A 23833-nucleotide genomic window follows, 5' to 3' on the forward strand; every position below is an offset into this window, starting at 1 on the left:
GGATGCCCATGGAAGCTGATGAGAATAGAAATAAACCGATTTCGAATATAATTCGTTTTTTAGGTGGGCGTAGCACGTTGTTTGTTCTCATTTCACTATTATTGATTGGCTTAATCATACTTATTTTTAATCGGATTTCTTTCATTTTTTATCCGATTACTGTCTTTTTCTCGACGGTAGTATTGCCAGTCATTCTTGCAACAATTGCTTATTACTTACTAAGGCCCATCTTACGTTTATTAGAAAAAATCAAAATACCACGAATCTGGGGTATATTAATTCTATTCATCGGAGCCATGGGTCTTATCACCTTGCTGGTCTTTATGGTATTTCCATTCTTGAAAATACAGTTTAATAACCTTGTCGAAGACTTCCCTACATATTTCAGCCAGATGGTGCTGAAAATCGATGAGTTTTTAAGAACATCGATTTTCGCTTCTTATTATGAAAGTTTGGATATTAACGTAAAAAATATCCTTGAATCTGGGCAAGGGGATATCGGAAAGTATTTCACGGATGCGGTCGGTGGAATTGCAAGTGGTCTTAGTTCTTTCATTTCTGCTTTAACTGGTTTTGTTCTTGCAATTATTACGGTGCCCTTTATTCTCTTCTATTTATTGAAAGATGGGGAGAAGCTGCCACGTTACTTTGTTCAGATGCTGCCTCCGCACATGCGTAATGACGCTAAAACCATTCTTCGCGATGCGGATCACCAAATTAGTTCTTATATCCAGGGGCAAATTCTTGTCGCGATTTGCATTGGTGTCATGGTTTCAATTGGGTTTCTTATCATCGGAATGAAATACGCGTTACTGCTCGGTGTCATTGCAATGTTTACAAGTGTCGTCCCGTACCTAGGACCGCTTATCGCAATTACTCCTGCAGTCATTATCGCTGTGGCATCGCCCTTCATGCTTATCAAGTTAGCAATCGTTTGGACAATTGTTCAACTCATCGAAGGGAAGTTTATTTCACCGCAAATTATGGGGAAATCATTGCATACACATCCGGTCACTATCATTTTTGTTTTACTCACTGCAGGATCGTTGTTCGGTGTACCCGGTGTCGTTCTCGGAATCCCGGGATATGCACTCATTAAAGTTGGGGTAACACATTTATTTAAATTGTTCAAAATACGGTATAATAAACATGTAGCTGCTGAAGGCTTATATTATGAAGATCCGGATGGTCGAAGATTGGGGGAATAGAACATGGTAAGGCAGTTTTTATCAACGATTGAATATGGAGAAATGACCGTTAATACAAACGTCGATGGACCGAATGTCGCTTTTGGTGAAACACTTTCCGGCACGGTTTATATCGATGGGGATGCCAGTGATGAACTCGTCGATTTTATTGTGATTGAGTTGTTGAAACGGTCGGAAATTGATGAAGTGATTATTGCAAAACAATCTATTGAAATAATGAGTGACATCAAATCAAAAGAAACATGGATGATTTCGTTTGAAATGGTACCTGACGAGCGATGGGAGAGCGAATCGGAAACTCGAATCCAAACGCTTATTTTAAAGACCACTGTTCATCTCAAAAATGGAATTGATATCCAAGATGAAGGCGAAATTACATATACATGATATCCAACGCGTCCAACTATATGGACGCGTTTTTGCATTTCGCCAAAGCCACTCATATGCAAGGGATTGAATTTTCTATCAATACAGTTACTTATACTTTTCTTGCTGTATAATTGTAGAAAGAGTTGGTGGGGGGAATTCATTAATGGAAAAAATTATTCCTATTTTTCACTCGTTATCTAAAAGCATGCGTGGCATTCATAAGTCGAGTTGCAATGTGATTTCAATCGTTCAAAGTTCAATACTTTATGAGATTTCATTAATGAATAAACCGTCCATGCAAATGGTGGCTGAAGCTGTCGGTATGGACATCACGACGTTTTCCAGACAGATTGGTACGTTGGAGAAGAAAGAGCTGGTCGTCCGAACTCCTTATGAAGGAGACCGGAGAATATATTTATTGTCGTTAACTGGAAAGGGCAGTGAAATGGTGGTGGCCATCAATGGAATCATTGCTTCCAAAATGGAGAATGCCTTGGCTTCTATGAATGATTTTGAACGTGAAACAGTCCTTCGCTCTATGCATGTATTGGAGGTAAAGCTGCGAGGGAACTAAGTAGTAATCAGGGATGAGGGGATTACTATGTGTGAAATTTGCATATTGCAAGTGATTAAATTGTCGATAAATTGCGGCATGTAAATAGATGAGGTAAATAATTTGCAAAATGCAAGTGAGTAACTTCGCTTTTTTCGTGAGGGTAGGTTGGTTTTGCTAATTATTTGTAGAGTGCAACTATTCTTTATATGTATACGAGTTACTAACTACTTGGTGTTTACGTATTAAGAATAATTTATGGACAGACCTTTTTAATAAGATTGATAAAGGAAAGGGTTCATACAGCTCTAGCCGTTCATTCATGGTCTTTTTATTAACGAAATGTGTTTAAGTGATGGTTTGAATAGCTGTCACCAAACACTATTATAAGATTTTTAAAGCTTTTGCTTTAAATCTCGCTTGTTGAATTTCGTAATAAGTTTGTGAAGAAAGAATTCGCGATTAATTTCTCGATAGTAAAAAAAGAGGGACTTCAAAAAGAATAGAAAGGGACAAATCAAGAACGTCTAATCGGGCGTTCTTTTTATTTACCCAAAATAAGGAGTGATGGAATGGCTGACGGAGACGTTAAAATGATCATCTAACGGGCATTAATACTTTTTTTAGCACAATGGTTAAAAAATGACATGACTGAAGCTTTAGAATCCGCTAATTCGGCTTATTACAAGTTCGATAAGGGGGTAAGACGATATTGTATGTTGAACGGCACAGTGACTGTAGGAGTCCACATTGTAGCAATGGTAGCTTTGTTGTGGAAAAACATTCAATGGAAATACAGGAAATAGGCCGTTACCGAAAGGACGAGTAGTTCATAAAATAGTAGAAGGGAAAGAGGTGATTAAATGTTTGAAGTTTACGATGTAGTCTTAATTCCTCTGATATTGGGGATTGTGGAGTTGTTTAAAAGGGCTGGCGTGAGTAAAAAAGTGTTGCCGTTTATCGCTTTAGTAATCGGTATTGCTGTAGGTGTGATTTATGTGGCTGACTTTGATTTAAAACAGGGTATATTAGTTGGTGCAATGTTAGGGTTATCAGCCTCAGGGTTGTATTCAAGTGCTAAAAACACTGTAGAGAAGAGTGACGAGTAATCGTTACTCTTTTTTAGGTGTAGCTTTGTTAAAATCTGATGAGAACGTACGCCCTTGCTTTGCTGGGATAAACAATAGAGAACGGAATTGTTTTGGATGATTTCCAAGGTAATGAATGTAGAAATCAGAAAGCTACTTATAGCGGGGCAATATAGGTTAAAAGAGTTTTTTTTCTTACATAGAGGATTATTATCGAGGTTTCTCATGAGTTGTGTAAACTTTTGGGAACCTTCTTTTTTCTTTCTTGTGTTACGTGGAGATAGACATTCTTGGTGATTTGATCATCTGAATGGGCAAGTCTACCCATGATTTGTTCGAGTGCGACACCTGCTTCTTCTAAAAATGAAGTGTGTGTATGTCTCAATGAGTGAGGTGTTTAGTCTTTGTTTAATTTTGTGATTGCAATAAGTCTAGCTATCCTGAGTTGTACCATTTTATGACGATAGGATATCCTGGATGTCTCTCTGTTTTAGCAAAGATGAAGTCTTGATTATTGTAAGCATCACCTAACTGCTGAATGGTTTTTGCTTGAGTTTCTTTGTGAAGGCTCACAGCTTTGATCACATCTTTATCCACAACAATTTTTCGTTTTTGGTGTCACCAACTGAAACTGTTTTCGTTTCCAATTAAAAGGAATTAAATGGTTTTACTTATATTAAAGAAGGTTGCTTTTCTATTATAGGTGGAGAAAGCTTTAATACGAAATATGCTACAATATTAAAAAAGGTAAACTTTGGAGGCACACCACTGCAATGAGACTTATAACGAAATTAAGTTCTTGATATATCCTGCCAAGGACATATCAAGAAACAATGCTTTAATAAAGGAGTTGTATAAAATGAATGAAAATAAAGGTACAGAAATAAAACGCTCATCAAAAGCAGAAAACATTCTCCCTCAGATTAATAGTAAAACTAAGCTAGGCGACTTACGAAAAATCGCGAAGGACATTAAAAAAGATCACGAACTAGCTATGGAACTTTGGTCAACCGAAGAGTTTTTGCCTAGACTATTAGCAATCTTAATTATGGACAAAAAACTTCTTTCACAAGATGTGCTAAATAAGCTTGATAAGGATATACAGACTCACAATTTTGATGAGCGAAATAACTTAATGGATTGGTTAATGGCTAATCAGCTCACCAAAGACAAGAAGAAAATTGCGTTGATGGAGTCGTGGGGAAATAGTCCTTCTGCTCTTCACAGGCGAGCTTTCTGGTATTATCAAGGGCGATTGAGATGGACTGGACAAACACCGCCTGATAACACCGCAGACTTGCTATCTGCATTAGAAGCTAATATTACGCAGGAAGAACCGGAAGTTCAATGGGCTATGAATTTCACCGCAGGCTGGATAGGCGTTTATGATGAAAAGAATCGTGCACGTTGTATTAAACTTGGTGAGAAAACGGGTCTTTACAAAGATGAAATAGTAGCAAAAGGATGTACTCCCAGCTATTTGCCGGAGTTCATTACGATTGAAGTTAACAAACGACTTAATAATTAGTTACCTCTGAAAAATACATTAGGGTTTGATGCAAAAAATAAAGGAGTTCAAAGCCTCAATATGAAAATTGTAATAGGCTTGGACCGGAAAATAAAGAAAACTACGCGTTTTGGCATCTAGTTAGTGAAATATGCAAAGAAGATGTAAAGGATTAACCCATTATCTCTTTTTGTTCTGTAGGACGCTCATTTAAGAAGAGAAACTTTCCAGTTGCGCAGTATAACGACACTATTTAATAGAAAAAGATCTTCCACAATCCGGCGCTTTTCTTTAATAAGAAAGCGTCTTTTTGCATGGACAACACATTTAAGGGATTAAGTTTATCGAGGTGTAAAAAGGATTGTGAAGTATCGTACTTATACTAACGAGGGTTTTAGTGCAATAAGAACTATGGTTAACCTTCATATATGCAAGTCCTTTTTAATGCTCTCACATGGCTCTGTAATACCAATTTATTTCATCTTCAAGACTCAAAGCACAGTATGATGTAAGAAGAACTTTGAAAACTTGTTATGTAAGGATTTGTAAGGTGAGGATTAATGTAATGTCACCTTCAAATTTTAATACGATATTAAACTGCTATTTAGAGAAGATCTTTTGTAAGTTCACTGAACTCACAAAAGGTCTTTTCTTCGATGTTTTTTGGTCATATTAGCGTAAATGTGAATTGTTGTATTGATGTCTGAATGACCTAATCGCTCTTGGATATCTTGTACCACTGCCCCCTGTTTCAATCTGAGGGAAGTATGCTTATGTCAAAAGTTATTCGCCCTATCATTCGTCTCTTTAATAAATCCTTAAAACTCTGTTTCTCTTTGATTTATTAAAATTACACACCTTTAAATTGATTAATTTTTTTAAAAAATCAAAATCCATATTGACAGAATCTTCCCGGTTAAAGTACAATTAGACCACAGTCCAACTAGACTCTAGTCTGGTAATTAAAATGTATCTGTTTACTGGCAGACTTTATTTATTGCAACTAAAATTTTAGCAACTAATCATCAATCAAAAGAAAACACTTTCACAAGGGGGATGAAAAATGAATAAGGTTATTGAAAAAGAGGAATTAAGGGATTTAGTTAAAAGTGGCGATAAGCTATTAGTTGGCGGATTTGGTTTGTCTGGAACACCATTAACAATTTTAGATGAGTTATTGGAAACTGACATCAAGGATTTGACAATTGTAAGTAACAATTTGGGAGATGACGGTCAAGGCTTACACAAATTATTCATGCAAGGAAAAATTAAGAAAGCGATTGGCTCATTTTTTACCACGAACAAGGAAGCTGTAATTGCTTGGCAAAAGGGTGAGTTAGAAATTGAATTAATACCCCAAGGAACACTTGCTGAGGCGCTTAGAGCTGGCGGTGCGGGCATTGGCGGATTCTATACAAAAACAGCTGTAGGAACAGAGCTGGCTAAAGGTAAGGAAGAGCGTGAAATTGATGGAGAACGTTATATTTTTGAAAAGGCCATTAAGGGAGATGTTTCACTAGTTAGAGCTAAGAAAGCAGATAAACTAGGTAACTTAATTTACCACACGACTGCGAGAAACTTTAATCCTATGATTGCGACGGCTGGTAAAATTGTCATCGCCGAGGTGGATGAGATTGTCGATGTTGGAGAATTAGACCCAGAATATATTGTGACACCACACGCTTATGTAGATTACATTATTGAAAGTAAATATGTAAAGAAAGGTGGCACATACGTTGGTTCAAAATAAAAGGTATTTAATTGCCAAACGCATTTCAGAAGAGTTAGAAGAAGGACAAATTGTAAATTTAGGAATTGGCATACCTACTTTAGTAACCGAGTATTTAGGAGGTAGGAAGATTTACTTACAGTCGGAGAACGGGCTGCTAGGCATGGGGCCTTCACCCATAGAGGAGAAGATTGACATAGATCTAATTAGTGCAGGTAAGGAGCCAGTGAGTAGTTTAAAAGGATCTTCATTTTTTAGTAGTGCTGACTCTTTTGGACTCATTCGCGGTGGTCATGTAGATGTTGCAATACTAGGAGTGTTGCAGGTTGATATAAACGGAGAAATTGCTAATTGGGCGGTTCCGAATCAACCAATTCTAGGTGTTGGTGGGGCGATGGATTTATTAATAGGAGCTAAGAAAGTCATTGTCGCGGCAACATTATTTAACAAAAATGGAGAATCTAAGCTCGTCAAAAATCTAACATATAACACAAGTGGCATTAGGCGGGTAGACTTATTAGTTTCTGAATATGCTGTTTTTAAATTTACTGAAAATGGTGTTAAAGTGGTTGAAATACTTGAAGATATCACTATTGAAGCATTAAGTGAGAAAGTAGGCTTCGAATTAACGTATTTGAAGGACAAGGTACTAGAACGATAAAAAGCTTGGTTATTGCGATTAAGTTCTATTCAGTAGGAAAGGGTGAAACGTTTTGATTAAACAAGTTGGAATTCTTGGCGCTGGTACGATGGGTTTTGGGATTGCTTTTCAATTTGCACTTAATGGAACGAAGACGATGTTATGTGATCTATCTGAAGAAGCGCTTGATATTGCAAAGGGGAAATTCGGTATTTACTTAAAAATATTTCGTGAAGAGGGATATAACATTCCTATAAGTGATGAAGAAGTTATGTCCAATATAACATTTACAACAAAATTAAATGATTTGGAAGACCGTGATTTCATCATCGAAAGTATTTCAGAAAATTTAGCATTGAAACAAAGGATCTTTCAAGAATTAGATGTTATTTGCGGGGAACAAACAATTCTAGCTTCTAACACGTCGAGTTTACGACTTTCAGAAATTACTGTGAATGTTGAGAAGCACAAAGATAGGGTAATGTTGACACACTTTTTCAATCCAGCCCATATCGTTCCTCTTGTAGAACTTTTAAGAACTGAAGAGACAGATGATAAGGTATTTAATGAAGTAAAAGATTTTTTAGAAGTGAATAATAAAGTAACGATTGAAGTTAAAAAAGAAGTAGCTGGCCTTGTTGCTAATCGGATTCAGATAGCACTTGCAAGAGAGGCACTTTCCTTAGTTGAAGATGGCGTGGTCAGTAAAAAAGATCTCGATACAGCTATTTTCGCTGGTCCTGGTTTTAGATTTTCCTCAAGTGGTTTAATGAAAATTATGGATTTTGGTGGGCTAGACATTTGGAACATAACCATTCGCGAATTACAGTCCAAAATTGAATCGAGTGACCGAAGTTACAAAATTATTGATGATCGAATTGAGGCAGGTGCATTTGGAGTGAAGTCTGGACAAGGATTTTACAACTATCCAGACAAGCGCCTTGATGGTTATGTTATTGAACGTGATACGGACTTAATTAAACATTTACTAAGTACCTATCCAAGTTTAAAAATGCAAAAGGAGGAAGCTAATAAATGAATACTTATATTATTGATGGTGCAAGAACTGCATTTGGTACATTTGGAGGATCTTTAAAGGATATTAGCGAAATCGATTTAGGAGTAATCGCAACAACACAGGCGATTAAGCGAAGTAGCATTCCAGTGACCGATATTGATGAAATTATATTTGGTAACATCATTCAAACGAATAAAAATTCAGCGTATTTGGCTCGACATATTGGCTTAAAAAGTGGTTTAGAAGAGAAATCTTCGGCATTAACATTAAATCGACTTTGCGGATCAGGTTTACAGTCGATTGTATCTGGTGCACAGTCCATTGCTTTAGGGGATGCAAATGTAATCGTAGCGGGTGGGACAGAAAATATGAGTTTATCCCCACATGTATTAAGAAGTACACGTTTTGGATCACCAAACAAGGCGCCAATTGTTGAGGACATGTTATGGGAGACGTTAACAGATAATCATGTTGGATGTGGAATGGGAATGACGGCTGAGAACCTAGCGACAAAATATTCGATTTCGCGTGAAGAACAGGATCAATTTTCCGTAGATTCACAAAATAAGGCAATTGCTGCAAGAAATAGTGGTCGTTTTGCAGAAGAAATCGTCCCGGTTAGATTAAAAGGAAGAAAAGGTGATGAAATCATCTTTGATAGGGATGAGCATATTCGTGAAGGCACATCTGTAGAAGGTTTAGCCAAGTTGATGCCTGCTTTTAAGAAGGATGGTACTGTCACGCCAGGTAATGCTAGTGGAATTAACGATGGGGCGGCTGCAGTATTATTGGCATCTGAGGAATATATATACGAACATAATATAAAACCGCTTGCGAAAATTGTCTCGTGGGGCATTGTAGGGGTAGATCCCAGTATTATGGGAATTGGTCCTGTACCAGCTAGCAAAAAAGCTTTAGAAAAAGCAGGATTAACACTTGAAGATATTGATTTATTTGAGCTAAATGAAGCTTTTGCAGCTCAGTCTTTAGCGGTAATTAAAGAATTAGGACTTGATGCGAGTAAAGTTAATGTTAATGGAGGTGCTATTGCTCTAGGCCATCCGGTCGGCTCAAGCGGGACCCGTATTACATATTCATTAGCTTTAGAGTTAAAGAAAAGAGGAGCTAAGTATGGTCTAGCTTCACTATGTATCGGTGGTGGACAAGGTATTGCCATTATTATTGAAAATACTGAGGCTTAGATAATTCAATTCTATCAAATAAAAACATAAGTGCTAATTGCAATCAATGGCAATATGTATGAAGGAAAAGTATTTGGTTTGTAATGATGAAAGCGTTTTCGTTAGATTACACGTGTGGAAAGGCAACTAAATCATCAATCACAGATGTTGTTTTTTATGCGAGGCTAGTGATCAACTCTCTGTAAATAGTAAGGGGGTGATTATTATGTAAGGGTTTACACGCTTCTGGAATTGTTATATTGGATATATTTGTTGGTCACAGAATATTTCTTAATACTAAACTTAACTTTGTTATCAGAAAATATGAGGGGGATTAAGATGAGAAAAAAACTTGTTAGTTCAATTCTTTTAAGCGTTTTATTACTTGTTACCGCTTGTAGTAATGAAAAAGAAGGTAGTAGTTCACCTAAAGAAGGTAATAGTTCACCTAGTGAAATAGTAATTGGTAATATCGGAGCGATGAGTGGAACTAGTGCTGTACTTGGGAAAGCGCAATCACAAGGGGTAGAACTTGCGGTGAAAGAAATTAATGAGAATGGAGGTATCTTGGGCGCGCAGGTGAGAATCGCCACACGTGATGATGAGGCTGACCCGACAAAATCCAAAACATTTGTGGAGGAGTTAGTGGACAAGGAAAAGGCGAATTTTCTGATTGGACCAACAAATTCGACTCCAGCAGCAGCTTCAATGGCATATCTTCAGGAAAGTAAAGTTATTTCTATGTTGCCAGTCGCGACAGGTACAAATCTTATCAGTAAAGACAATCCTTACGCTTTTAGAATAACGCCGTCTAATGCAACACAGGCAAAGGCTCTTGTCAAAATTGCAGTTGAGAAAAAATATAAGAATATTGCTTTGGTTGCTGATACCTCTGCCCTTGGCGTGGATGGAATCGCTGTTATGGAAGAGACGCTAAAAGAATATGGCGTTGAGCCTACCGTAATAGCTACTTATAAGTCGGATGATCCAGACATGACGCCTATAGCACAAAAAATAAAAGAGGCTAACGCAGATGTTGCACTGTTCTGGACTTTAGGAGCTGACGGGGCAAAGATTGTAAGGTCCCTGGAACGAATCGACTATATTGATAAATTGAATATTTTAGGCTATACAGGAGTGGCCATGCCAAACTTTAAGGAACTGGCTGGCCCTGGAGCTAATCAAGTGTCAGTTATTTCTATGAATAACTGGGCAGTGGCTTCTGGTAAAACAGAGTTAGAGCCAAAATATTGGGAGATATATCAAAATATTATTAATGAATACGGCGAATATAAAAAACGTGATACAAACCCTACCTCTGTAGTACCAAGTTATGAGGCAGTTTATTTACTAAAATGGGCAATTGAAAAAGCAGGTACCACTGATACTGTTGAAGTTAAAAAGGTATTGGAAAATAATGTGGAGGAATTCGAATCGGTTTTTGTAAATCAATATACGTTTTCGGAGGAATCTCACGAGGGTTACCCTTTAGCTGAATTGGATATGGCCAGCATCTCAGAAATGTTTAATGGCGATCTTTATATAAAAAAATAGTTTGAAACTATATGATGTCGGTCTCCTTAATTTTTAATATGATTCTTCTTTATCTCGTTTGCTGACAATGATGAGCAGTATTAGGGTAGTGAAGGAATTTGGGAGGCCGACTTAACTTGGCTTTAATTAAAACCAATCTGTGCAACTTGGATTTTATGTAAGTGGGAGACTTATCCTTTATATATGGCTAGGAAATCAATAAAAGAAAATCTTATATAAATTTAATTTTGAAGCCGTGATCATTTGGAAAATAGAATTCAGAGATGAAATTCGGTTTAATTTTTGGGAGGGTAATATTATGGGGAAATTAAAAAGTAAATACGCAATTGTTACTGGGGGTGGTAAAGGTATCGGTGAATCTATAGTTAATCGTTTTCTAAAGGATGGTATTGCAGGTATTGCAGTACTTGAATATGATCTGAACATGGCGAAAGAAATGATTTCAAGACTCGATAATAGTGGTGCTAAAGTTCTGCCCATTGAGTGTGATGTATCAAATGAAAAACAAGTAGAAATAGCTGTCTCTCAAGCTATGGAACATTTCGGTACTATTGACATACTTGTCAATAATGCTGGTATTACACAGGACAGTATGTTTCACAAGATGTCAGAAGAGGCTTGGGATGCTGTTATAAATGTAAATCTTAAAGGTGCATATTACCTTTGTAAACACGTTATACCTATTATGAGGAATAAGGCCATCGGAAAGATTGTAAACATCTCGTCCATATCTGCGTTTGGTAATGTAGGTCAGGCTAATTACGCAACATCAAAAGCAGGATTAATTGGCTTTTCAAAAACTCTGGCGAAGGAAGGGGGACCAAAGAATATTATCGTGAACTGCGTTGCTCCTGGTTATATTGAAACAGACATGTATAAAACTGTCCCAAAGGAAATTATGGATGAACATATAAAGAACACCCCCTTAGGAAGACTTGGAAAACCTGATGAAATTGCCAGTGTTGTGTCTTTCCTTTCTAGTGATGATGCAAGCTTCTTATCAGGGCAATGCATAATTGTAAGTGGCGCTGCTACAACATGATGAGACTGGGAAGATAAGAGAGGAGAGGAGAGTATATATGCAGGAACTAATATTTGCTCTTGCTAATGGAAGCATGTATGCCTTAATGGCGCTTGCCATAGGTATAATTTATTCTACAACACGTATCATTAACTTTGCACATGGCTCCGTTATTATGATAGGAGCCATGACAAGCTACTGGTTCATAAGTGTTTTTAATATGAATTACTTAGTTGCTATTTTGTTAGCAATACTTATTAACATATTACTAAGTATATTGATTTATAAGACAGCGGTCGAAAGATTAGGAGATTTATCGAAAAATTCAAGTTGGATTGTAACTCTCTTCGGTGCAAGTATCATTATAGACAATATTGCCCGAATGCTATTCGGAACTGAACCAAAAGCTTTCCCATTCCTTTTTGATGGTCAGGATATCCGTATTTTCGGTGCAAATATTATGTTGCACGAAATCATGATGATTATCATTGCAATATCGATAGGTATAGTTTATCAATTTGTAATTCAGAAAACTAGTTTTGGTAGAGCTGTTAGGGCTGTATCTTATAAACCGGATACAGCAAGAATCATGGGTATTCGAAGTAATGTCGTTGTGTTGACCTGCTTCGCGATATCAGGTGGTGTTGCGGCAATAGCAGGTGCACTTATTGCACCCATAACTTTTGCTAGCTATACAATGACATATGCAGTTGGTATCAAGGCTTTCGCAGCAGCGTTAATCGGAGGTTTAGGTAATACCAAAGGAGCGTTTGTTGGTGGGATTACCTTAGGTTTGTTAGAGGGAATTGTTGGAACGATGATCCCTGGTGGATTAAAAGATGCCGTTATCTTTTTAGTTATGATTATATTCATTATAGTTTTACCGGGAGGGATATTAGGTGCCAAAATTTTCAATAAAGGCAACTTCAGCGCAGAAAAAATATAGAATTTATTTCACTATCCTTTGGGTTGCTCTTTTATTGATTAGTTTAGTTATTCCACTAATGGCAGGTAGCTACTACTTGCGATTAGTAAGTTTAATATTCATATATATTATCCTAGCAATTGGATATAACATTTCTGCAGGCTTTAGTGGTATAACTTCTTTTGCTTTTGCCGCGCATTTTGGTGTTGGGGCATATGTTTCAGCAGTGGCCATTACCGCCTACAACATGCCGTTTTTCATAGGGCTTATAGCAGGGTCGATAGCAGCTGCTGTAGTGGGTTTGCTAGTTTCCCTTCCGGCATCTAAAGTAAAACACCATTACCTAGCTCTTATAAGTATTGGTTTACTAGAAATGGCGCATCGAGTGTTTAATGAATGGACCTGGTTTACTGGTGGTTCACAGGGTCTATTCGTCCCTACTTGGAATATTTTCGGATTCACTCTAGATACCCTTCAAAAGTACTATTTCATATTACTAATAGTAGTAATTTGTGTTATCGTACAGAGGAACATCGTTAAAAGTCGATGGGGTAGAGATTTAATTGCAATGACAGACAATGAGATTGCAGCAGCCGGGGTCGGAATTAACTTTAGTAAATATAGAATAATAGGCTACTTTTTTAGTTCATTACTGGCTGGAATAGCCGGAGGTATTTATGCTAGTTATAGTGGCTATTTAAGCCCTGATACCTTCAGTTTTCAATTTACAGTATTCATTCTTTTGATGGTGGTTTTGGGTGGACAAGGGACTCTGAGTGGTCCAATAGTCGGTGCTATCATTGCTACGATGATACCAGAATTATTTAATGCAGCACCTGACTTGAAACAGATTGTCTATGGTGCTCTTCTTGTCATAATCCCACAAGTACTTCCGGCGGGTATCGCAGGAACCATTAAGAAGCATTTTAGAGAAATAGATGATAATCAATATATTATGGAAAAAAGGGACCAAAAAGTATTTGATATTAAGCGGAATGTTGTGAGTAATGGTAATAATTTTGATAATGATGATATTTTAATTATCAAGAATCTTACTAAGAAATTTGGGGGACATACAGCTGTAGAAAATCTAAACATGACGATTAAAAGAGGGACGGTTCACTCACTAATTGGTCCGAATGGTGCCGGCAAGACCACAACTTTAAACATAATTACTGGAGTTGATAAGCCATCAACAGGAATGGTTATTTTTAATGATAAGGACATTACGGGTAAAAGTATTATTGATCTAGTTAGGCAGGGGATCTCGAGAACATTTCAACATGTGAGACTATTTAACAATCTTTCAGTGGTTGAAAATGTTGCAATGGGGGGACGTCTATTTTATAGCTATTCACTGACCGATACCATGTTCCGTACAAGGAAAATGAAGAATGAAGAAAGAAAATCAATTTATGAAGCAATGGATTACCTTGATTTAATAGATCTAAGTAATCAAGCGAATAATGAACCGGAAAGCCTTTCAGCGGGCCAACAGAAGTTATTAGAACTGGCGCGAGCTCTGAGTATGAAACCAGAACTTCTAGTACTAGATGAACCATGTGCTGGCCTTTCAGATACAGAGACTATGGAATTTTCTAAGTTGCTTAATAAAGTCCGGGAGGCCGGAATTACCGTTTTGATGATTGAACATCACATGGATTTAGTAATGGAAATATCCGATTATATTACAGTACTTGATTATGGCAAAAAAATAGCTGAGGGTGATCCGGCAAGCATAAATTCCAATCAAGTTGTCAGAAACGCTTATTTGGGTGAAGGGGCGTGAAACGATGTTACAAGTAAAGAATTTAACTGTAGGCTACGGGAAAACTGAAGTTGTTCATAATATCTCTTTCCAAGTAAGTCAAGGTGAGATCGTTACAATATTAGGAGCGAATGGTGCTGGAAAAAGCACAATTCTCAATACAATTGTTGCACTTCATAAGGGGAAAGGTGGAAGTATCTGCTTTCAAGGCAAAGAGATTTCCAATGATCGTCCCGATCAGCTAGTGCGCAAGGGAATTCGAATAGTACCGGAGGGGAGACAGATATTTCCTCAACATACTGTAATGGAAAACATTCTTTTAGGAGCGCATATTGTAAAGGATTCTAAGAAAACGCAAGTTCTAATACAGTCGATTTTCGAACGTTTTCCACGACTCGAGGAAAGAAAAATGCAATTAGGGGGGACCCTTTCTGGGGGAGAGCAACAGATGCTAGCCATTGCAAGGTCGCTTATGACGGAACCATCCTTTTTAATTCTTGATGAACCCTCACTAGGACTTGCACCTATCATTGTAAATGAGGTTTTTGACCTTTTAAAGCAAATTAATTCCTCGGGTGTTACGGTGCTTTTGGTTGAGCAGATGGCAAATAGTGCATTAAAAATATCCAATCGTGCCTACGTCATAGAAACTGGGCGTATTGTTTTAGAGGGTACAGGAGAAGAGATACTTAATAATCCAGATGTCGCAAAAGCGTACCTTGGAAATGTATGAAATAATTCACTACCGTCGGATAAAAAAATAGAATTCTAATAATGTAAATAGAATTTTCTTTAAACATTTTTTCCATATCAATTTCTTGTAGAGGGCTTGATTATCTGCTCTTAAGTGAACGCGGATGTGTTTATATACAAGAAGATCGATGCTTTCATAAGCCCTCAACTAGTTGAAGTTGCGGGCTTGCTGGAAGGCAGAAAAATTGCTTCAATACGATGTTCATTCTAATAAAAAACAGAAGTTCACATAACTTGATCGGTGTTGAACAAAAATAATAAGAACAGGGGGATAAAGAATGAAATTTGTAAGTTTTATAAACATAAATGGTGAAGAAAGAGCTGGATGGATTGAAGGTCAAAAAGTTTACGACATGAATGAGCTATCTGATGGGATATTACCTTCTAAGCTACTTGCATTTATTGAAGACCATGAAAAATATACCCCTATTCTTAAAGAATTATTAAAAGAAGAGCATAGCGGTACATATAACCTAGGGGATACTGAGCTTCTAGCTCCTATTCCAAGACCGCCAAGTGTGCGAGATTTTATGAGTTTTGAGTTGCATTTGAAAAATGCATATAAAAATTTAGAAAAAGAGATACCTAAAGAATGGTACGAAGCCCCGGCTTTTTATTTTACTAATCATCATGCGATTATCGGTCCGGAAACACCATTATCTTATCCCTCTTTTACAAAGTCTTTGGATTTTGAACTTGAGATTGCCTGTGTAATTGGAAAACAAGGTAAAGACATTAAAGCTGGAGATGCTGAAGGTTATATTTTTGGATTCACGATTCTCAATGATTGGTCGGCTAGAGATATACAGATGGAGGAAATTAAAATAGGTTTAGGACCTGCAAAAGGAAAAGACTTTGCGACGTCAATTGGTCCGTATATTGTCACTAAAGAATCTCTACAGAAATATAAGATTGAAAATAGACATGATTTAACAATGACGGCGAGAATTAATGGGAAAGAAATTTCCAAAGGTAATTTAAAAGATATTCACTATTCATTTGCAGATATGATTGAAAGGGCCTCAATCAACGCCACATTATACCCAGGAGATATTATTGGATCAGGAACAGTTGGAACAGGATGTCTATTAGAATTGAGTGGGGTCCAACAATCTTGGTTAAAACCAGGTGATACCGTTGAATTAGAAGTAACTGAGTTAGGTATTTTGAAAAACACGATTGTGGAATAACTAAATTGATTTCGCACAAGGAAGTTAAGATATAGGACACGATATTAACATGCTGCATAGTAAGTTAATTACAAGAGAAAGGTGACTTGAAAATGAAAATTGGTATAGTAGGCGTTGGAGCAATAGGAACTGTGTTAGGAACATTATTAAACTCAAAAGGCATTGAAGTGGATTTAATAGATGGCTTTAAAGAAAATGTAATAGCAATGCAAAAAAAAGGTACTGAAATAAGAGGCTCTATTCAAGTGAAAACACATGGGCATGCTTATTATCTAGATGACTTAACTGATAAATACGATTTGTTATTTCTACTAACAAAGCAATTCGATAACAAAGAGGTCTTAAATAAGCTTTTACCACATCTTCATTCTACTAGTATTATTTGTACTCTTCAAAACGGGGCTCCCGAAGAAAGTGTAGCAGAAATTATTGGAAAAGATAGAACGATTGGCGGAGTTGTGGGTTTTGGAGCGACATGGATTAAACCCGGTGTTACTGAATTAACATCGAAGAAAAAGGCTTTAGAAGAGTTTGCCTTTGAAATAGGAGAAATGAATGGAGAAGTTACTGAAAGAATTAAAGCAGTTAACGCAATTCTGCAAAATGTGGGTGGTTCTGAAGTATCTAATAACTTGCTTGGCATTAGATGGTCTAAAATATTAATGAATGCTACTTTTAGTGGGATGTCGGCCGTGCTTGGCTGTACTTTTGGTGAGGTATTAGACGATCCTAGGGGCTATTGGTGTCTTGCACATCTTGCGGACGAAACGATTAAAGTAGCCTACGCGCAAGGTATAGATTTAGTTAAAATGCAGGACCAGGATCTCGGACTTCTGGAGTTAAATGATCGTACCCCAAAAGAAATACTAAGTAAATTTCCTTACTTTAAAAAGACCTGGGATCAACACCGTGACACGAAAGCAAGCATGTTGCAAGATTTGGAGAAAGGAAGAACAACCGAGATTAATTACATAAACGGAGTTGTTAGTAACAAAGGAAAAGAATACGGTATTGCAACCCCCTATAATGATATGGTAGTTAAAATTGTGAAAGCCAAAGAAAAGAACAAGGAAATTAAAACGCTTCATTATATTGATGAATTCTTTAAGTGAAAAGATGTTAGAATTTCTGAGGCTGTATAGGTGCAATTGAACGAAGCGAATCCAGTCGCAATGTAAGGTTTCGATTTTTTTGGTTAGGTGAATAATCAATAATAGACCGCATAGTGAAAGGCAGGAATCGGAGAAGATTATCTCCTCTGATTCCTGCCTTTTTTATGCAGTATGAGTGAATTAATAGGACCAAGCTATGTGATAAATTCCCTTCTAATAGTGGCTTATAGAAAGGGGTGCTTGCAGGGGTACATTCTCGAATAATTAAACTTTCATAATTTCTGATGTGTAAGTGCCCATTTAAATATGGGGTTAATCTACTTAGGGCAAATGAACCTCGTTCAAACTTTTCAGACCTTTAATCATTGTTTTTGTAACGTATTGAGCCAGCTCAGGTAACTTTCGATCGTCTTGGCTAACACTCCAATAGTATATAACGCCCATCATTGTTTGACTCATCATCATTAATAAATCCTCTACTTGAGAAGCAGAATCTATCGGTTGGTTCCTTTGGATTTCTTCAGCGAAAGATATGAAAATACGAGTTAGTTCTCGATCTTTATTTAAGAAATAAGTATGGTCATTTGAAACAAGCGCGGAACTATAAATGACTTTCATTAAGTCCTTTCCCATCTGATCATTAATGATACACAAAGCCTCATGAAAAAATATTGATATTTTTTCATACACATCGATATCTTCCGGCATAGCTTCTATTACTTGGGCATAGTGGTCATCTACTTCAAAGAATTTCACTAAAAATATAGTTGATTTTGATGAAAAATGCTGATAAAAAGAACCTTTAGATGACTCACTCTTTTCGCAAATTTCATCAACGGTTACTTTATCATAGCCTTTTTCAGTGAATAATTTCAATGCAGTTTCTAAAATTCTTTTTTGAGTCATTTTACCTCTACTTTGTTTATTTTCTTTTTTCATCAAAAAAATCACTCCAATATAGTGTTGTCAGAATATTATCTATTATATCATAATCAGGCTGCAATCCAGTTGAATTTGTACTTGGGTCTGGTTATGAAAGTTATTTTATAGTAAGTCAATCATTTTAGCAATTAATACTCAAGTAAACACTGGGTTTTGGAATTGTTTTAATGGTACTCTAATATCTTGTTGACAGAATATTGACTCTTGAATTACAATTGGACTACAGTCTGATTGTAATTGTGTTGCAGTTTGGTTGAAAAACAATTTAATCTTGTTGGTGATAAATACTCAAGTAATAGAGAGCACTTTCATAGGTTTGAAGTCATCAATTATGAAAGTGCGCTTCGAACTAGAGTATTTAAAGGGTAGAGTACTAGCTTAAAGAAATATACAAGGGGGAATGGGAATGTGGAGTATAACTACGATAGTTCTTTCATTAATTTTATTAATATTCCTTGCGTTAAGGGGATTTACAATTATCATTATTGCCCCGATTGTCAGCTTATTTGTTATAGTGCTAAACGGTATGCCAATTTTAGAAACATTTCAAAATGACTATATGGGTGGATTTGTTAACTATGCAAAGAATTACTACTTAATTTTCCTTTTTGCTGCAATGTTTGGAAAATTCATGGATGACAGTGGAGCAGCAAGAAGAATAGCAGAATCATTGTTGAAAGTTTTAGGTAAAAACAGTAAATATAAAGTATTGGTTTCAATTATGGTGATTTGTGCATTTTTAACATATGGCGGTATTAGTTTGTTCGTTGTTATTTTTGCAGTTTTACCAATTGCTAAACCACTTTTCAAAGAAATGGATATACCTTGGCATTTATTTTTGGCACCCTTTTTCATTGGAATTGGAACATTTACGATGACAATGTTACCTGGCACACCTTCAATTCAAAATATTATTCCAATCAGTTATTTAAACACTAGTGTTACATCGGGAGCATGGATTGGAATTGCAGGAACCATCACTGTCCTTGTGCTTAATCTTTGGTATTTAAAATATGCCTTAAATAGGTCTGAGAAAAAAGGCGAAACTTATGCAACAATGAAAAATCTTGAGGATAAAAAAGATGAGGAAATCATCGATAAGTATGCTAACAAAAAATTACCCAATTTAATGTTAAGTATGACCCCGCCAATACTTTTATTAGTTTTATTAAACTTATTAAAAATAGAAGTCTTATATACATTAATGATTTCTGTTTTAATTTGTACAATCGTCTTTTGGAATTATATAGATATGAAAAAAGAAACAATCAACATCGGTGCAACGAATGCAGTTTTACCACTAATTAATACAAGTGCGGACGTTGGCTATGGAGCTGTTATTGCGGCAACATCAGGCTTTGCTATTTTCGTAGATATAATGACAAATGTTCCGGGAAGTCCGTTGATTTCACTTTATATTGCAACAACGGCTCTAGCTGGTATTACTGGATCAGCATCTGGCGGTTTAGGGATAGCGATGGAAACTTTATCAGAGACTTATGTGAATTTAGACTTAGATCCGAACGCAATTCATAGGATTGCAGCAATGGCATCTGGTGGTTTGGATTCCTTACCTCACAATGGAGCAGTAATAACGACTTTAGTTGTAACAGGACTAACACATAAAGATGGATACATACATGTTTTTATGACTTGCGTAATAGCTCCTATTCTAGCAGCTATTCCGGCATTAATAGTTGCAATTTTGTTCTATTAATTATTTGATTAATCATGTTTGGGTTGTTAGAGCGGGAATTCGGTATTTACTTAAAAATATCTTGCGGAGAGGTAATTGTTACTATCCTGCTTCAGAGAATTTAATAGTCTAGTAAGTCATTAGGACTTGTTATATTCCGTGTTGGAGGTGGTTAAGGTGTCGTAATCATTATAGGGGCAATGTGAAAGAGTGCCAGTTGTTGGTGCAGCTACGTTATTTGGTAAACAAGGTGCATGAGTAGTCGTTCTTGATTTTGATCAACAAGCTGGGAATACAAAAGTACAGGAATTACAATCACCCGGTGTTGACGAGACTTTTTTCAAAGAAGATGTGTCGAACAACGAAGAAGTAGAAATAACGGCTACACAAGTACTTGAAAAGTTCGGGATAACGCTTTTCATCAAACGGAGAGTTAGCCTCAAAGTTAGTTGAAGCATGGATAATAAATGAATAAGAAAATAGCGAATCTATTTGTTTTAAAGAAGGGGACAAGAAAGAGCAATGATGATTGTAAGTTTTCTTTTAATCGGTTGGATATTAAGTTAGTTTAAGTTTAATTCGTTGTTTATTCAGGCATCCAAAGAACTGTTTAACAATGAAATCACGATTGCAAGTTATTATGTTGTGTTTTTTTTGTTGGTACACTTGGCGATTTGATTTTATTTTTTAATGGAGCCTATAATATTTGTTTTTACAAATCGTTTCTTCAACTAATAAGGAACTTTAGTTGAAGGTGGGCGTGAGATCATATACGGGCCATCTATTCGCATTGAAATCCGATGGTCCAAAATATTCCGCAGCTGTAACTGTATGGGTGTTAGCGGTTAATATACTTGTTGGGATAAATAAGTAAGATAAAGTAAAAGCGACCCATCCACAGATTAGCGGATAGGTCGCATTTTGATTAATTACAGTCATCTATTTAATATAAACATGAACTACTCGTTTTACTAAGCTTTCCGTACCATTTCCAGTAACATATGCGCTAATGTGTGTTGCGCTTCTTTAGAACCGGAATTCCAAAGTTCCATTAGCATTTTTTCCTCCCTATTGCGGGGCTCTTCGTGTTTGGCGAGATAATTTGCAACTAATTCTGTAGTTTTGGCAAGTTTTTCTTCACTCAAGCCCATGTTTTCCCCTAACTCAACTTTCTCCGAAAGATACTGTTTGAATCGATTAAAGTTTTCTAAAATTTCGTCCTTTTTCTCGACGTCAATTTGAGATAATTCTTTTTGTACTTTATCCTTCATATCCACTAAAAACACTCCCTTTTTTGTTTGAACTTATAGTGTTCACTTAAACTCAGTGCTATAAACAGGAAAATAATTACTTCGATTTTTTAGTGGAAATGAGTTTTTTATTTATAATACAAACAATAACTCGGTATGGTGAATCAAAAGGGGAAGCAAGTGTGTGCAATTAATTAGTTACGTCTGTTGAATATAACGAGTCATTGTAAAGGATGTACATGGCGAAAGACTATTTAATCGGTAAATTGAATATGAAGTTTTTATAGAAGAATCCGAAGACGTGTGCGATAAAGTCCGCAATATACTTGAAAAGCTGAACAATAAAAGCAGTCAGCCTCTCAATCGAGATGATAGCTGTTTTTTTTCGTTATGGGTTGTGCGCCTATCAGCGTTTTTTAAAATCCACCCCAACCATCCTGTTTTATATCACTTCTTTTACAAAGCTGTATAATGTGAAGAAGCGCTAAACGCTGATATTACTGGGTTAGTAATTAATAAATACCTTCATTTGATAACCGTTGTTTATATTGAGTTTACATGTATCTATTAAAATGAATTAATTGTTGAGCAAAGAAAGAAGGTGTTCAAGCATGGCAAAGGTATTAATTGTAGATGATGATCCACATATGCGCGAGTTGGTCGGACTTTTCTTACGTCCAGACGGCCTTGAAATTGTTGAAGCATGTGATGGTGTTGAAGCTTTGGTAGCACTGGAGTCATTTAAGGCAGACCTAGTTATATTAGATATAATGATGCCAAACATGGATGGATGGGAGTTATGCCGAGAAATTAGAAAGCAGTATGATATCCCGTTGCTGATGCTGACAGCCAAAGGAGATACGACACAGAAAGTCAAAGGGTTTGAGTTGGGTACAGACGATTATCTTGTGAAACCATTTGAGCCAGCTGAACTTGTTGCACGGGTAAAAGCGCTACTTAAACGCTATCGAATTGCAATTTCGCAGACGGTTCAGGTAGGCGAACTGATGATGAATCGCAAAACATATGAAGTGTTCTTGGAAAATCGAAACGTGGAGTTACCGCTGAAAGAATTTGAATTGCTGTTTAAATTAGCGAGCTATCCAGGTAAAACCTTTTCACGGGAGCAGTTGATTGAGGATATATGGGGGTATGATTACGAAGGTACAGATCGAACGGTTGACGTGCATATTAATCGATTGCGCGAGCGTTTTTCCGATCACTGTGATTCCTTTAAGATTAGCACCATTCGCGGATTAGGTTATCGCCTAGAGGTAGAAGGTTGAGAAAAGTGCTGCGTATTGGAACGGCCGTAATTGCTTGGTTAATCGTCACTGTTTGCTACTGGTCGCTAGCTTACTTAGGAACTTCGTTCATTCATAAGAAATGGGATTTGCATATCAGTGACTTCTCAAGAGGGTTGATTACATTGTTTGCGATGATTTTTCTGTTCATTGTCACTAGCTGGATTTTTTCGAGGTTTGTTTCTCCACGCCGAATGGATTTTTTCACAATGATGATAGATGCCATGCGAAGAATTTCCAAGGGCGATTATGATGTCAAGTTGGCGAATCAATTTAAACATAAAAAGAATCATCCTTTTGGAAAAATAGTAGAGAGCATTAATGAGATGGCGGTAGAGCTGAATCAAATAGAGCAAATGCGTCAAGAGTTTATCTCCAATGTCTCGCATGAAATCCAATCGCCACTTGCCTCGATTAGTGGTTTTGCTACTGTCTTAAAGCAAAGCGATTTAACGTTAAAGGAACGGGAACATTATCTTGGGATTATTGAAACCGAGAGTAGGCGATTAGCCAATCTAAGCGATAATTTACTGAAGCTAACATCCATAGAATCTCAACATCACCCTTTTGAGCCAGTAGCGTATCGTTTGGATAAACAAATTCGTGAAATCATTCTATCTTGTGAACCTCAATGGGTTGCTAAATCGTTGGAGTTGGATATTTCATTAGATGAAGTGGAAATCATCGCTGACGAAGAGCTGATGAGTCAGGTATGGATTAATCTCATTAACAATAGTATCAAGTTCACACCTAGTGGTAGTAGTCTGAAAATAGTTCTATATCAGCGTGCGCAGGAAGCAGTTGTGACCATTGCGGATACAGGAATGGGTATAGCTGAGGAAGATCAAGCGCATATATTTGAGCGCTTCTATAAAGTGGATAAATCACGTAATCGTATGCTAGGTGGAAGCGGTTTAGGTTTGTCCATTACGAAGAAAATCATCGACATGCATGATGGTTCTATTCAAGTACAAAGTAAATTGAATGAAGGCACCATTTTTACAGTTACCTTGCTAATTTAAGAA

The 23833-nt window shown here is 36.7% G+C and carries 23 protein-coding genes; 19 read left to right on the forward strand and 4 right to left on the reverse strand.

Features of this window, described 5'->3' with window-relative positions; translation table 11 throughout:
• The first annotated feature begins 2 nt into the window (after nt 1–2).
• The 4 genes from MKZ26_RS02415 to MKZ26_RS02430 all read left to right on the forward strand — a co-directional run bounded on the left by MKZ26_RS02415 (nt 3) and on the right by MKZ26_RS02430 (nt 3239).
• Nucleotides 3–1208, forward strand: coding sequence for an AI-2E family transporter (locus MKZ26_RS02415; RefSeq protein ID WP_187044880.1), 1206 nt, complete (start codon nt 3–5; stop codon nt 1206–1208).
• A gap of 3 nt (nt 1209–1211) precedes the next feature.
• Nucleotides 1212–1595, forward strand: a complete 384-nt coding sequence (locus MKZ26_RS02420; RefSeq protein WP_067209440.1) for a sporulation protein — start codon at nt 1212–1214, stop codon at nt 1593–1595.
• A 145-nt stretch (nt 1596–1740) separates the two neighbouring features.
• Nucleotides 1741–2151, forward strand: a complete 411-nt coding sequence (locus MKZ26_RS02425) for a MarR family winged helix-turn-helix transcriptional regulator (RefSeq protein WP_340764133.1) — start codon at nt 1741–1743, stop codon at nt 2149–2151.
• An 842-nt stretch (nt 2152–2993) separates the two neighbouring features.
• Entirely contained in the window at nt 2994–3239 is a 246-nt protein-coding gene (locus MKZ26_RS02430; RefSeq protein WP_067209436.1) for a hypothetical protein, read from the forward strand.
• Between the two features lie 202 nt (nt 3240–3441).
• Here MKZ26_RS02430 and MKZ26_RS02435 read toward each other — a convergent pair whose 3' ends face one another.
• Entirely contained in the window at nt 3442–3603 is a 162-nt protein-coding gene (locus MKZ26_RS02435; protein ID WP_340764135.1) for a hypothetical protein, read from the reverse strand.
• Between the two features lie 50 nt (nt 3604–3653).
• Nucleotides 3654–3815: a hypothetical protein gene (locus MKZ26_RS02440; protein ID WP_340764137.1), complete on the reverse strand. Its 162-nt coding sequence runs from the start codon at nt 3813–3815 to the stop codon at nt 3654–3656.
• Between the two features lie 262 nt (nt 3816–4077).
• On the opposite strand from MKZ26_RS02440, the gene MKZ26_RS02445 reads away from it, so the two are divergent.
• The 12 genes from MKZ26_RS02445 (at nt 4078) to MKZ26_RS02500 (ending at nt 17616) form a co-directional block, all read left to right on the forward strand.
• Nucleotides 4078–4746 (forward strand): DNA alkylation repair protein, encoded by a 669-nt coding sequence (locus MKZ26_RS02445; RefSeq protein ID WP_340764139.1) that lies wholly within the window; start codon nt 4078–4080, stop codon nt 4744–4746.
• Nucleotides 4747–5788: 1042 nt separating this feature from the next.
• Complete coding sequence (locus tag MKZ26_RS02450) at nt 5789–6475, forward strand: CoA transferase subunit A (protein ID WP_340764141.1); 687 nt, start codon at nt 5789–5791, stop codon at nt 6473–6475.
• Nucleotides 6462–7115: a 3-oxoacid CoA-transferase subunit B gene (locus tag MKZ26_RS02455; RefSeq protein WP_340764142.1), complete on the forward strand. Its 654-nt coding sequence runs from the start codon at nt 6462–6464 to the stop codon at nt 7113–7115. Before MKZ26_RS02450 ends, MKZ26_RS02455 begins: the two co-directional genes overlap by 14 nt.
• Nucleotides 7116–7167: 52 nt before the next feature.
• The gene (locus MKZ26_RS02460) at nt 7168–8133 is read left to right on the forward strand and encodes a 3-hydroxyacyl-CoA dehydrogenase family protein (RefSeq protein ID WP_340764143.1); all 966 of its coding nucleotides are present in this window, start codon (nt 7168–7170) and stop codon (nt 8131–8133) included.
• Nucleotides 8130–9314 carry an acetyl-CoA C-acetyltransferase gene (locus MKZ26_RS02465; RefSeq protein ID WP_340764145.1) on the forward strand — a complete coding sequence of 395 codons (1185 nt, stop codon included), beginning with the start codon at nt 8130–8132 and terminating at the stop codon, nt 9312–9314. Before MKZ26_RS02460 ends, MKZ26_RS02465 begins: the two co-directional genes overlap by 4 nt.
• A 318-nt stretch (nt 9315–9632) precedes the next feature.
• Complete coding sequence (locus MKZ26_RS02470) at nt 9633–10847, forward strand: ABC transporter substrate-binding protein (RefSeq protein ID WP_340764146.1); 1215 nt, start codon at nt 9633–9635, stop codon at nt 10845–10847.
• A 298-nt stretch (nt 10848–11145) separates the two neighbouring features.
• Nucleotides 11146–11889, forward strand: a complete 744-nt coding sequence (locus MKZ26_RS02475) for an SDR family NAD(P)-dependent oxidoreductase (protein WP_340764148.1) — start codon at nt 11146–11148, stop codon at nt 11887–11889.
• Between the two features lie 37 nt (nt 11890–11926).
• Complete coding sequence (locus MKZ26_RS02480) at nt 11927–12814, forward strand: branched-chain amino acid ABC transporter permease (protein WP_340764150.1); 888 nt, start codon at nt 11927–11929, stop codon at nt 12812–12814.
• Nucleotides 12768–14582: a branched-chain amino acid ABC transporter ATP-binding protein/permease gene (locus MKZ26_RS02485; RefSeq protein ID WP_340764151.1), complete on the forward strand. Its 1815-nt coding sequence runs from the start codon at nt 12768–12770 to the stop codon at nt 14580–14582. The genes MKZ26_RS02480 and MKZ26_RS02485 overlap by 47 nt, the downstream gene beginning before the upstream one ends.
• A 4-nt stretch (nt 14583–14586) precedes the next feature.
• A complete protein-coding gene (locus MKZ26_RS02490) occupies nt 14587–15294 on the forward strand; it encodes an ABC transporter ATP-binding protein (RefSeq protein ID WP_340764154.1) in 708 nt (235 codons plus the stop codon).
• A 298-nt stretch (nt 15295–15592) separates the two neighbouring features.
• Entirely contained in the window at nt 15593–16504 is a 912-nt protein-coding gene (locus tag MKZ26_RS02495) for a fumarylacetoacetate hydrolase family protein (RefSeq protein ID WP_340764155.1), read from the forward strand.
• A 92-nt stretch (nt 16505–16596) separates the two neighbouring features.
• The gene (locus MKZ26_RS02500; RefSeq protein WP_340764157.1) at nt 16597–17616 is read left to right on the forward strand and encodes a ketopantoate reductase family protein; all 1020 of its coding nucleotides are present in this window, start codon (nt 16597–16599) and stop codon (nt 17614–17616) included.
• Nucleotides 17617–17937: 321 nt separating this feature from the next.
• On the opposite strand, the gene MKZ26_RS02505 is transcribed toward MKZ26_RS02500, so the two are convergent.
• Nucleotides 17938–18555 carry a TetR/AcrR family transcriptional regulator gene (locus MKZ26_RS02505; protein WP_067209400.1) on the reverse strand — a complete coding sequence of 206 codons (618 nt, stop codon included), beginning with the start codon at nt 18553–18555 and terminating at the stop codon, nt 17938–17940.
• A 409-nt stretch (nt 18556–18964) separates the two neighbouring features.
• Here MKZ26_RS02505 and MKZ26_RS02510 point away from each other — a divergent pair, with 409 nt between their 5' ends.
• Complete coding sequence (locus tag MKZ26_RS02510) at nt 18965–20275, forward strand: GntP family permease (RefSeq protein WP_340764160.1); 1311 nt, start codon at nt 18965–18967, stop codon at nt 20273–20275.
• 950 nt (nt 20276–21225) lie between these two features.
• Here MKZ26_RS02510 and MKZ26_RS02515 read toward each other — a convergent pair.
• The gene (locus MKZ26_RS02515; protein ID WP_067213947.1) at nt 21226–21525 is read right to left on the reverse strand and encodes a DUF3243 domain-containing protein; all 300 of its coding nucleotides are present in this window, start codon (nt 21523–21525) and stop codon (nt 21226–21228) included.
• A gap of 590 nt (nt 21526–22115) precedes the next feature.
• Here MKZ26_RS02515 and MKZ26_RS02520 point away from each other — a divergent pair.
• On the forward strand, nt 22116–22790 hold the full coding sequence (locus tag MKZ26_RS02520) for a response regulator transcription factor (protein WP_187044866.1): 675 nt from the start codon (nt 22116–22118) through the stop codon (nt 22788–22790).
• Nucleotides 22791–22795: 5 nt separating this feature from the next.
• A complete protein-coding gene (locus tag MKZ26_RS02525; protein ID WP_338656848.1) occupies nt 22796–23830 on the forward strand; it encodes a HAMP domain-containing sensor histidine kinase in 1035 nt (344 codons plus the stop codon).
• Nucleotides 23831–23833: the final 3 nt, after the last annotated feature.

Origin of the sequence: Sporosarcina sp. FSL K6-6792 (assembly GCF_038004885.1) — a bacterium.
Lineage (GTDB): Bacteria > Bacillota > Bacilli > Bacillales_A > Planococcaceae > Sporosarcina > Sporosarcina psychrophila.

What these genes read in the sequence shown, in the direction of transcription:
- MKZ26_RS02425 (WP_340764133.1), top strand. Translation starts at nt 1,741, where the DNA reads ATGGAAAAAATTATTCCTATTTTTCACTCGTTATCTAAAAGCATGCGT.
- MKZ26_RS02480 (WP_340764150.1), top strand. Translation starts at nt 11,927, where the DNA reads ATGCAGGAACTAATATTTGCTCTTGCTAATGGAAGCATGTATGCCTTA.
- MKZ26_RS02470 (WP_340764146.1), top strand. Translation starts at nt 9,633, where the DNA reads ATGAGAAAAAAACTTGTTAGTTCAATTCTTTTAAGCGTTTTATTACTT.
- MKZ26_RS02515 (WP_067213947.1), bottom strand. Translation starts at nt 21,525, where the DNA reads ATGAAGGATAAAGTACAAAAAGAATTATCTCAAATTGACGTCGAGAAA.
- MKZ26_RS02430 (WP_067209436.1), top strand. Translation starts at nt 2,994, where the DNA reads ATGTTTGAAGTTTACGATGTAGTCTTAATTCCTCTGATATTGGGGATT.
- MKZ26_RS02420 (WP_067209440.1), top strand. Translation starts at nt 1,212, where the DNA reads ATGGTAAGGCAGTTTTTATCAACGATTGAATATGGAGAAATGACCGTT.
- MKZ26_RS02510 (WP_340764160.1), top strand. Translation starts at nt 18,965, where the DNA reads ATGTGGAGTATAACTACGATAGTTCTTTCATTAATTTTATTAATATTC.
- MKZ26_RS02495 (WP_340764155.1), top strand. Translation starts at nt 15,593, where the DNA reads ATGAAATTTGTAAGTTTTATAAACATAAATGGTGAAGAAAGAGCTGGA.
- MKZ26_RS02415 (WP_187044880.1), top strand. Translation starts at nt 3, where the DNA reads ATGCCCATGGAAGCTGATGAGAATAGAAATAAACCGATTTCGAATATA.
- MKZ26_RS02450 (WP_340764141.1), top strand. Translation starts at nt 5,789, where the DNA reads ATGAATAAGGTTATTGAAAAAGAGGAATTAAGGGATTTAGTTAAAAGT.
- MKZ26_RS02465 (WP_340764145.1), top strand. Translation starts at nt 8,130, where the DNA reads ATGAATACTTATATTATTGATGGTGCAAGAACTGCATTTGGTACATTT.
- MKZ26_RS02475 (WP_340764148.1), top strand. Translation starts at nt 11,146, where the DNA reads ATGGGGAAATTAAAAAGTAAATACGCAATTGTTACTGGGGGTGGTAAA.
- MKZ26_RS02520 (WP_187044866.1), top strand. Translation starts at nt 22,116, where the DNA reads ATGGCAAAGGTATTAATTGTAGATGATGATCCACATATGCGCGAGTTG.
- MKZ26_RS02505 (WP_067209400.1), bottom strand. Translation starts at nt 18,555, where the DNA reads ATGAAAAAAGAAAATAAACAAAGTAGAGGTAAAATGACTCAAAAAAGA.
- MKZ26_RS02445 (WP_340764139.1), top strand. Translation starts at nt 4,078, where the DNA reads ATGAATGAAAATAAAGGTACAGAAATAAAACGCTCATCAAAAGCAGAA.
- MKZ26_RS02490 (WP_340764154.1), top strand. Translation starts at nt 14,587, where the DNA reads ATGTTACAAGTAAAGAATTTAACTGTAGGCTACGGGAAAACTGAAGTT.
- MKZ26_RS02500 (WP_340764157.1), top strand. Translation starts at nt 16,597, where the DNA reads ATGAAAATTGGTATAGTAGGCGTTGGAGCAATAGGAACTGTGTTAGGA.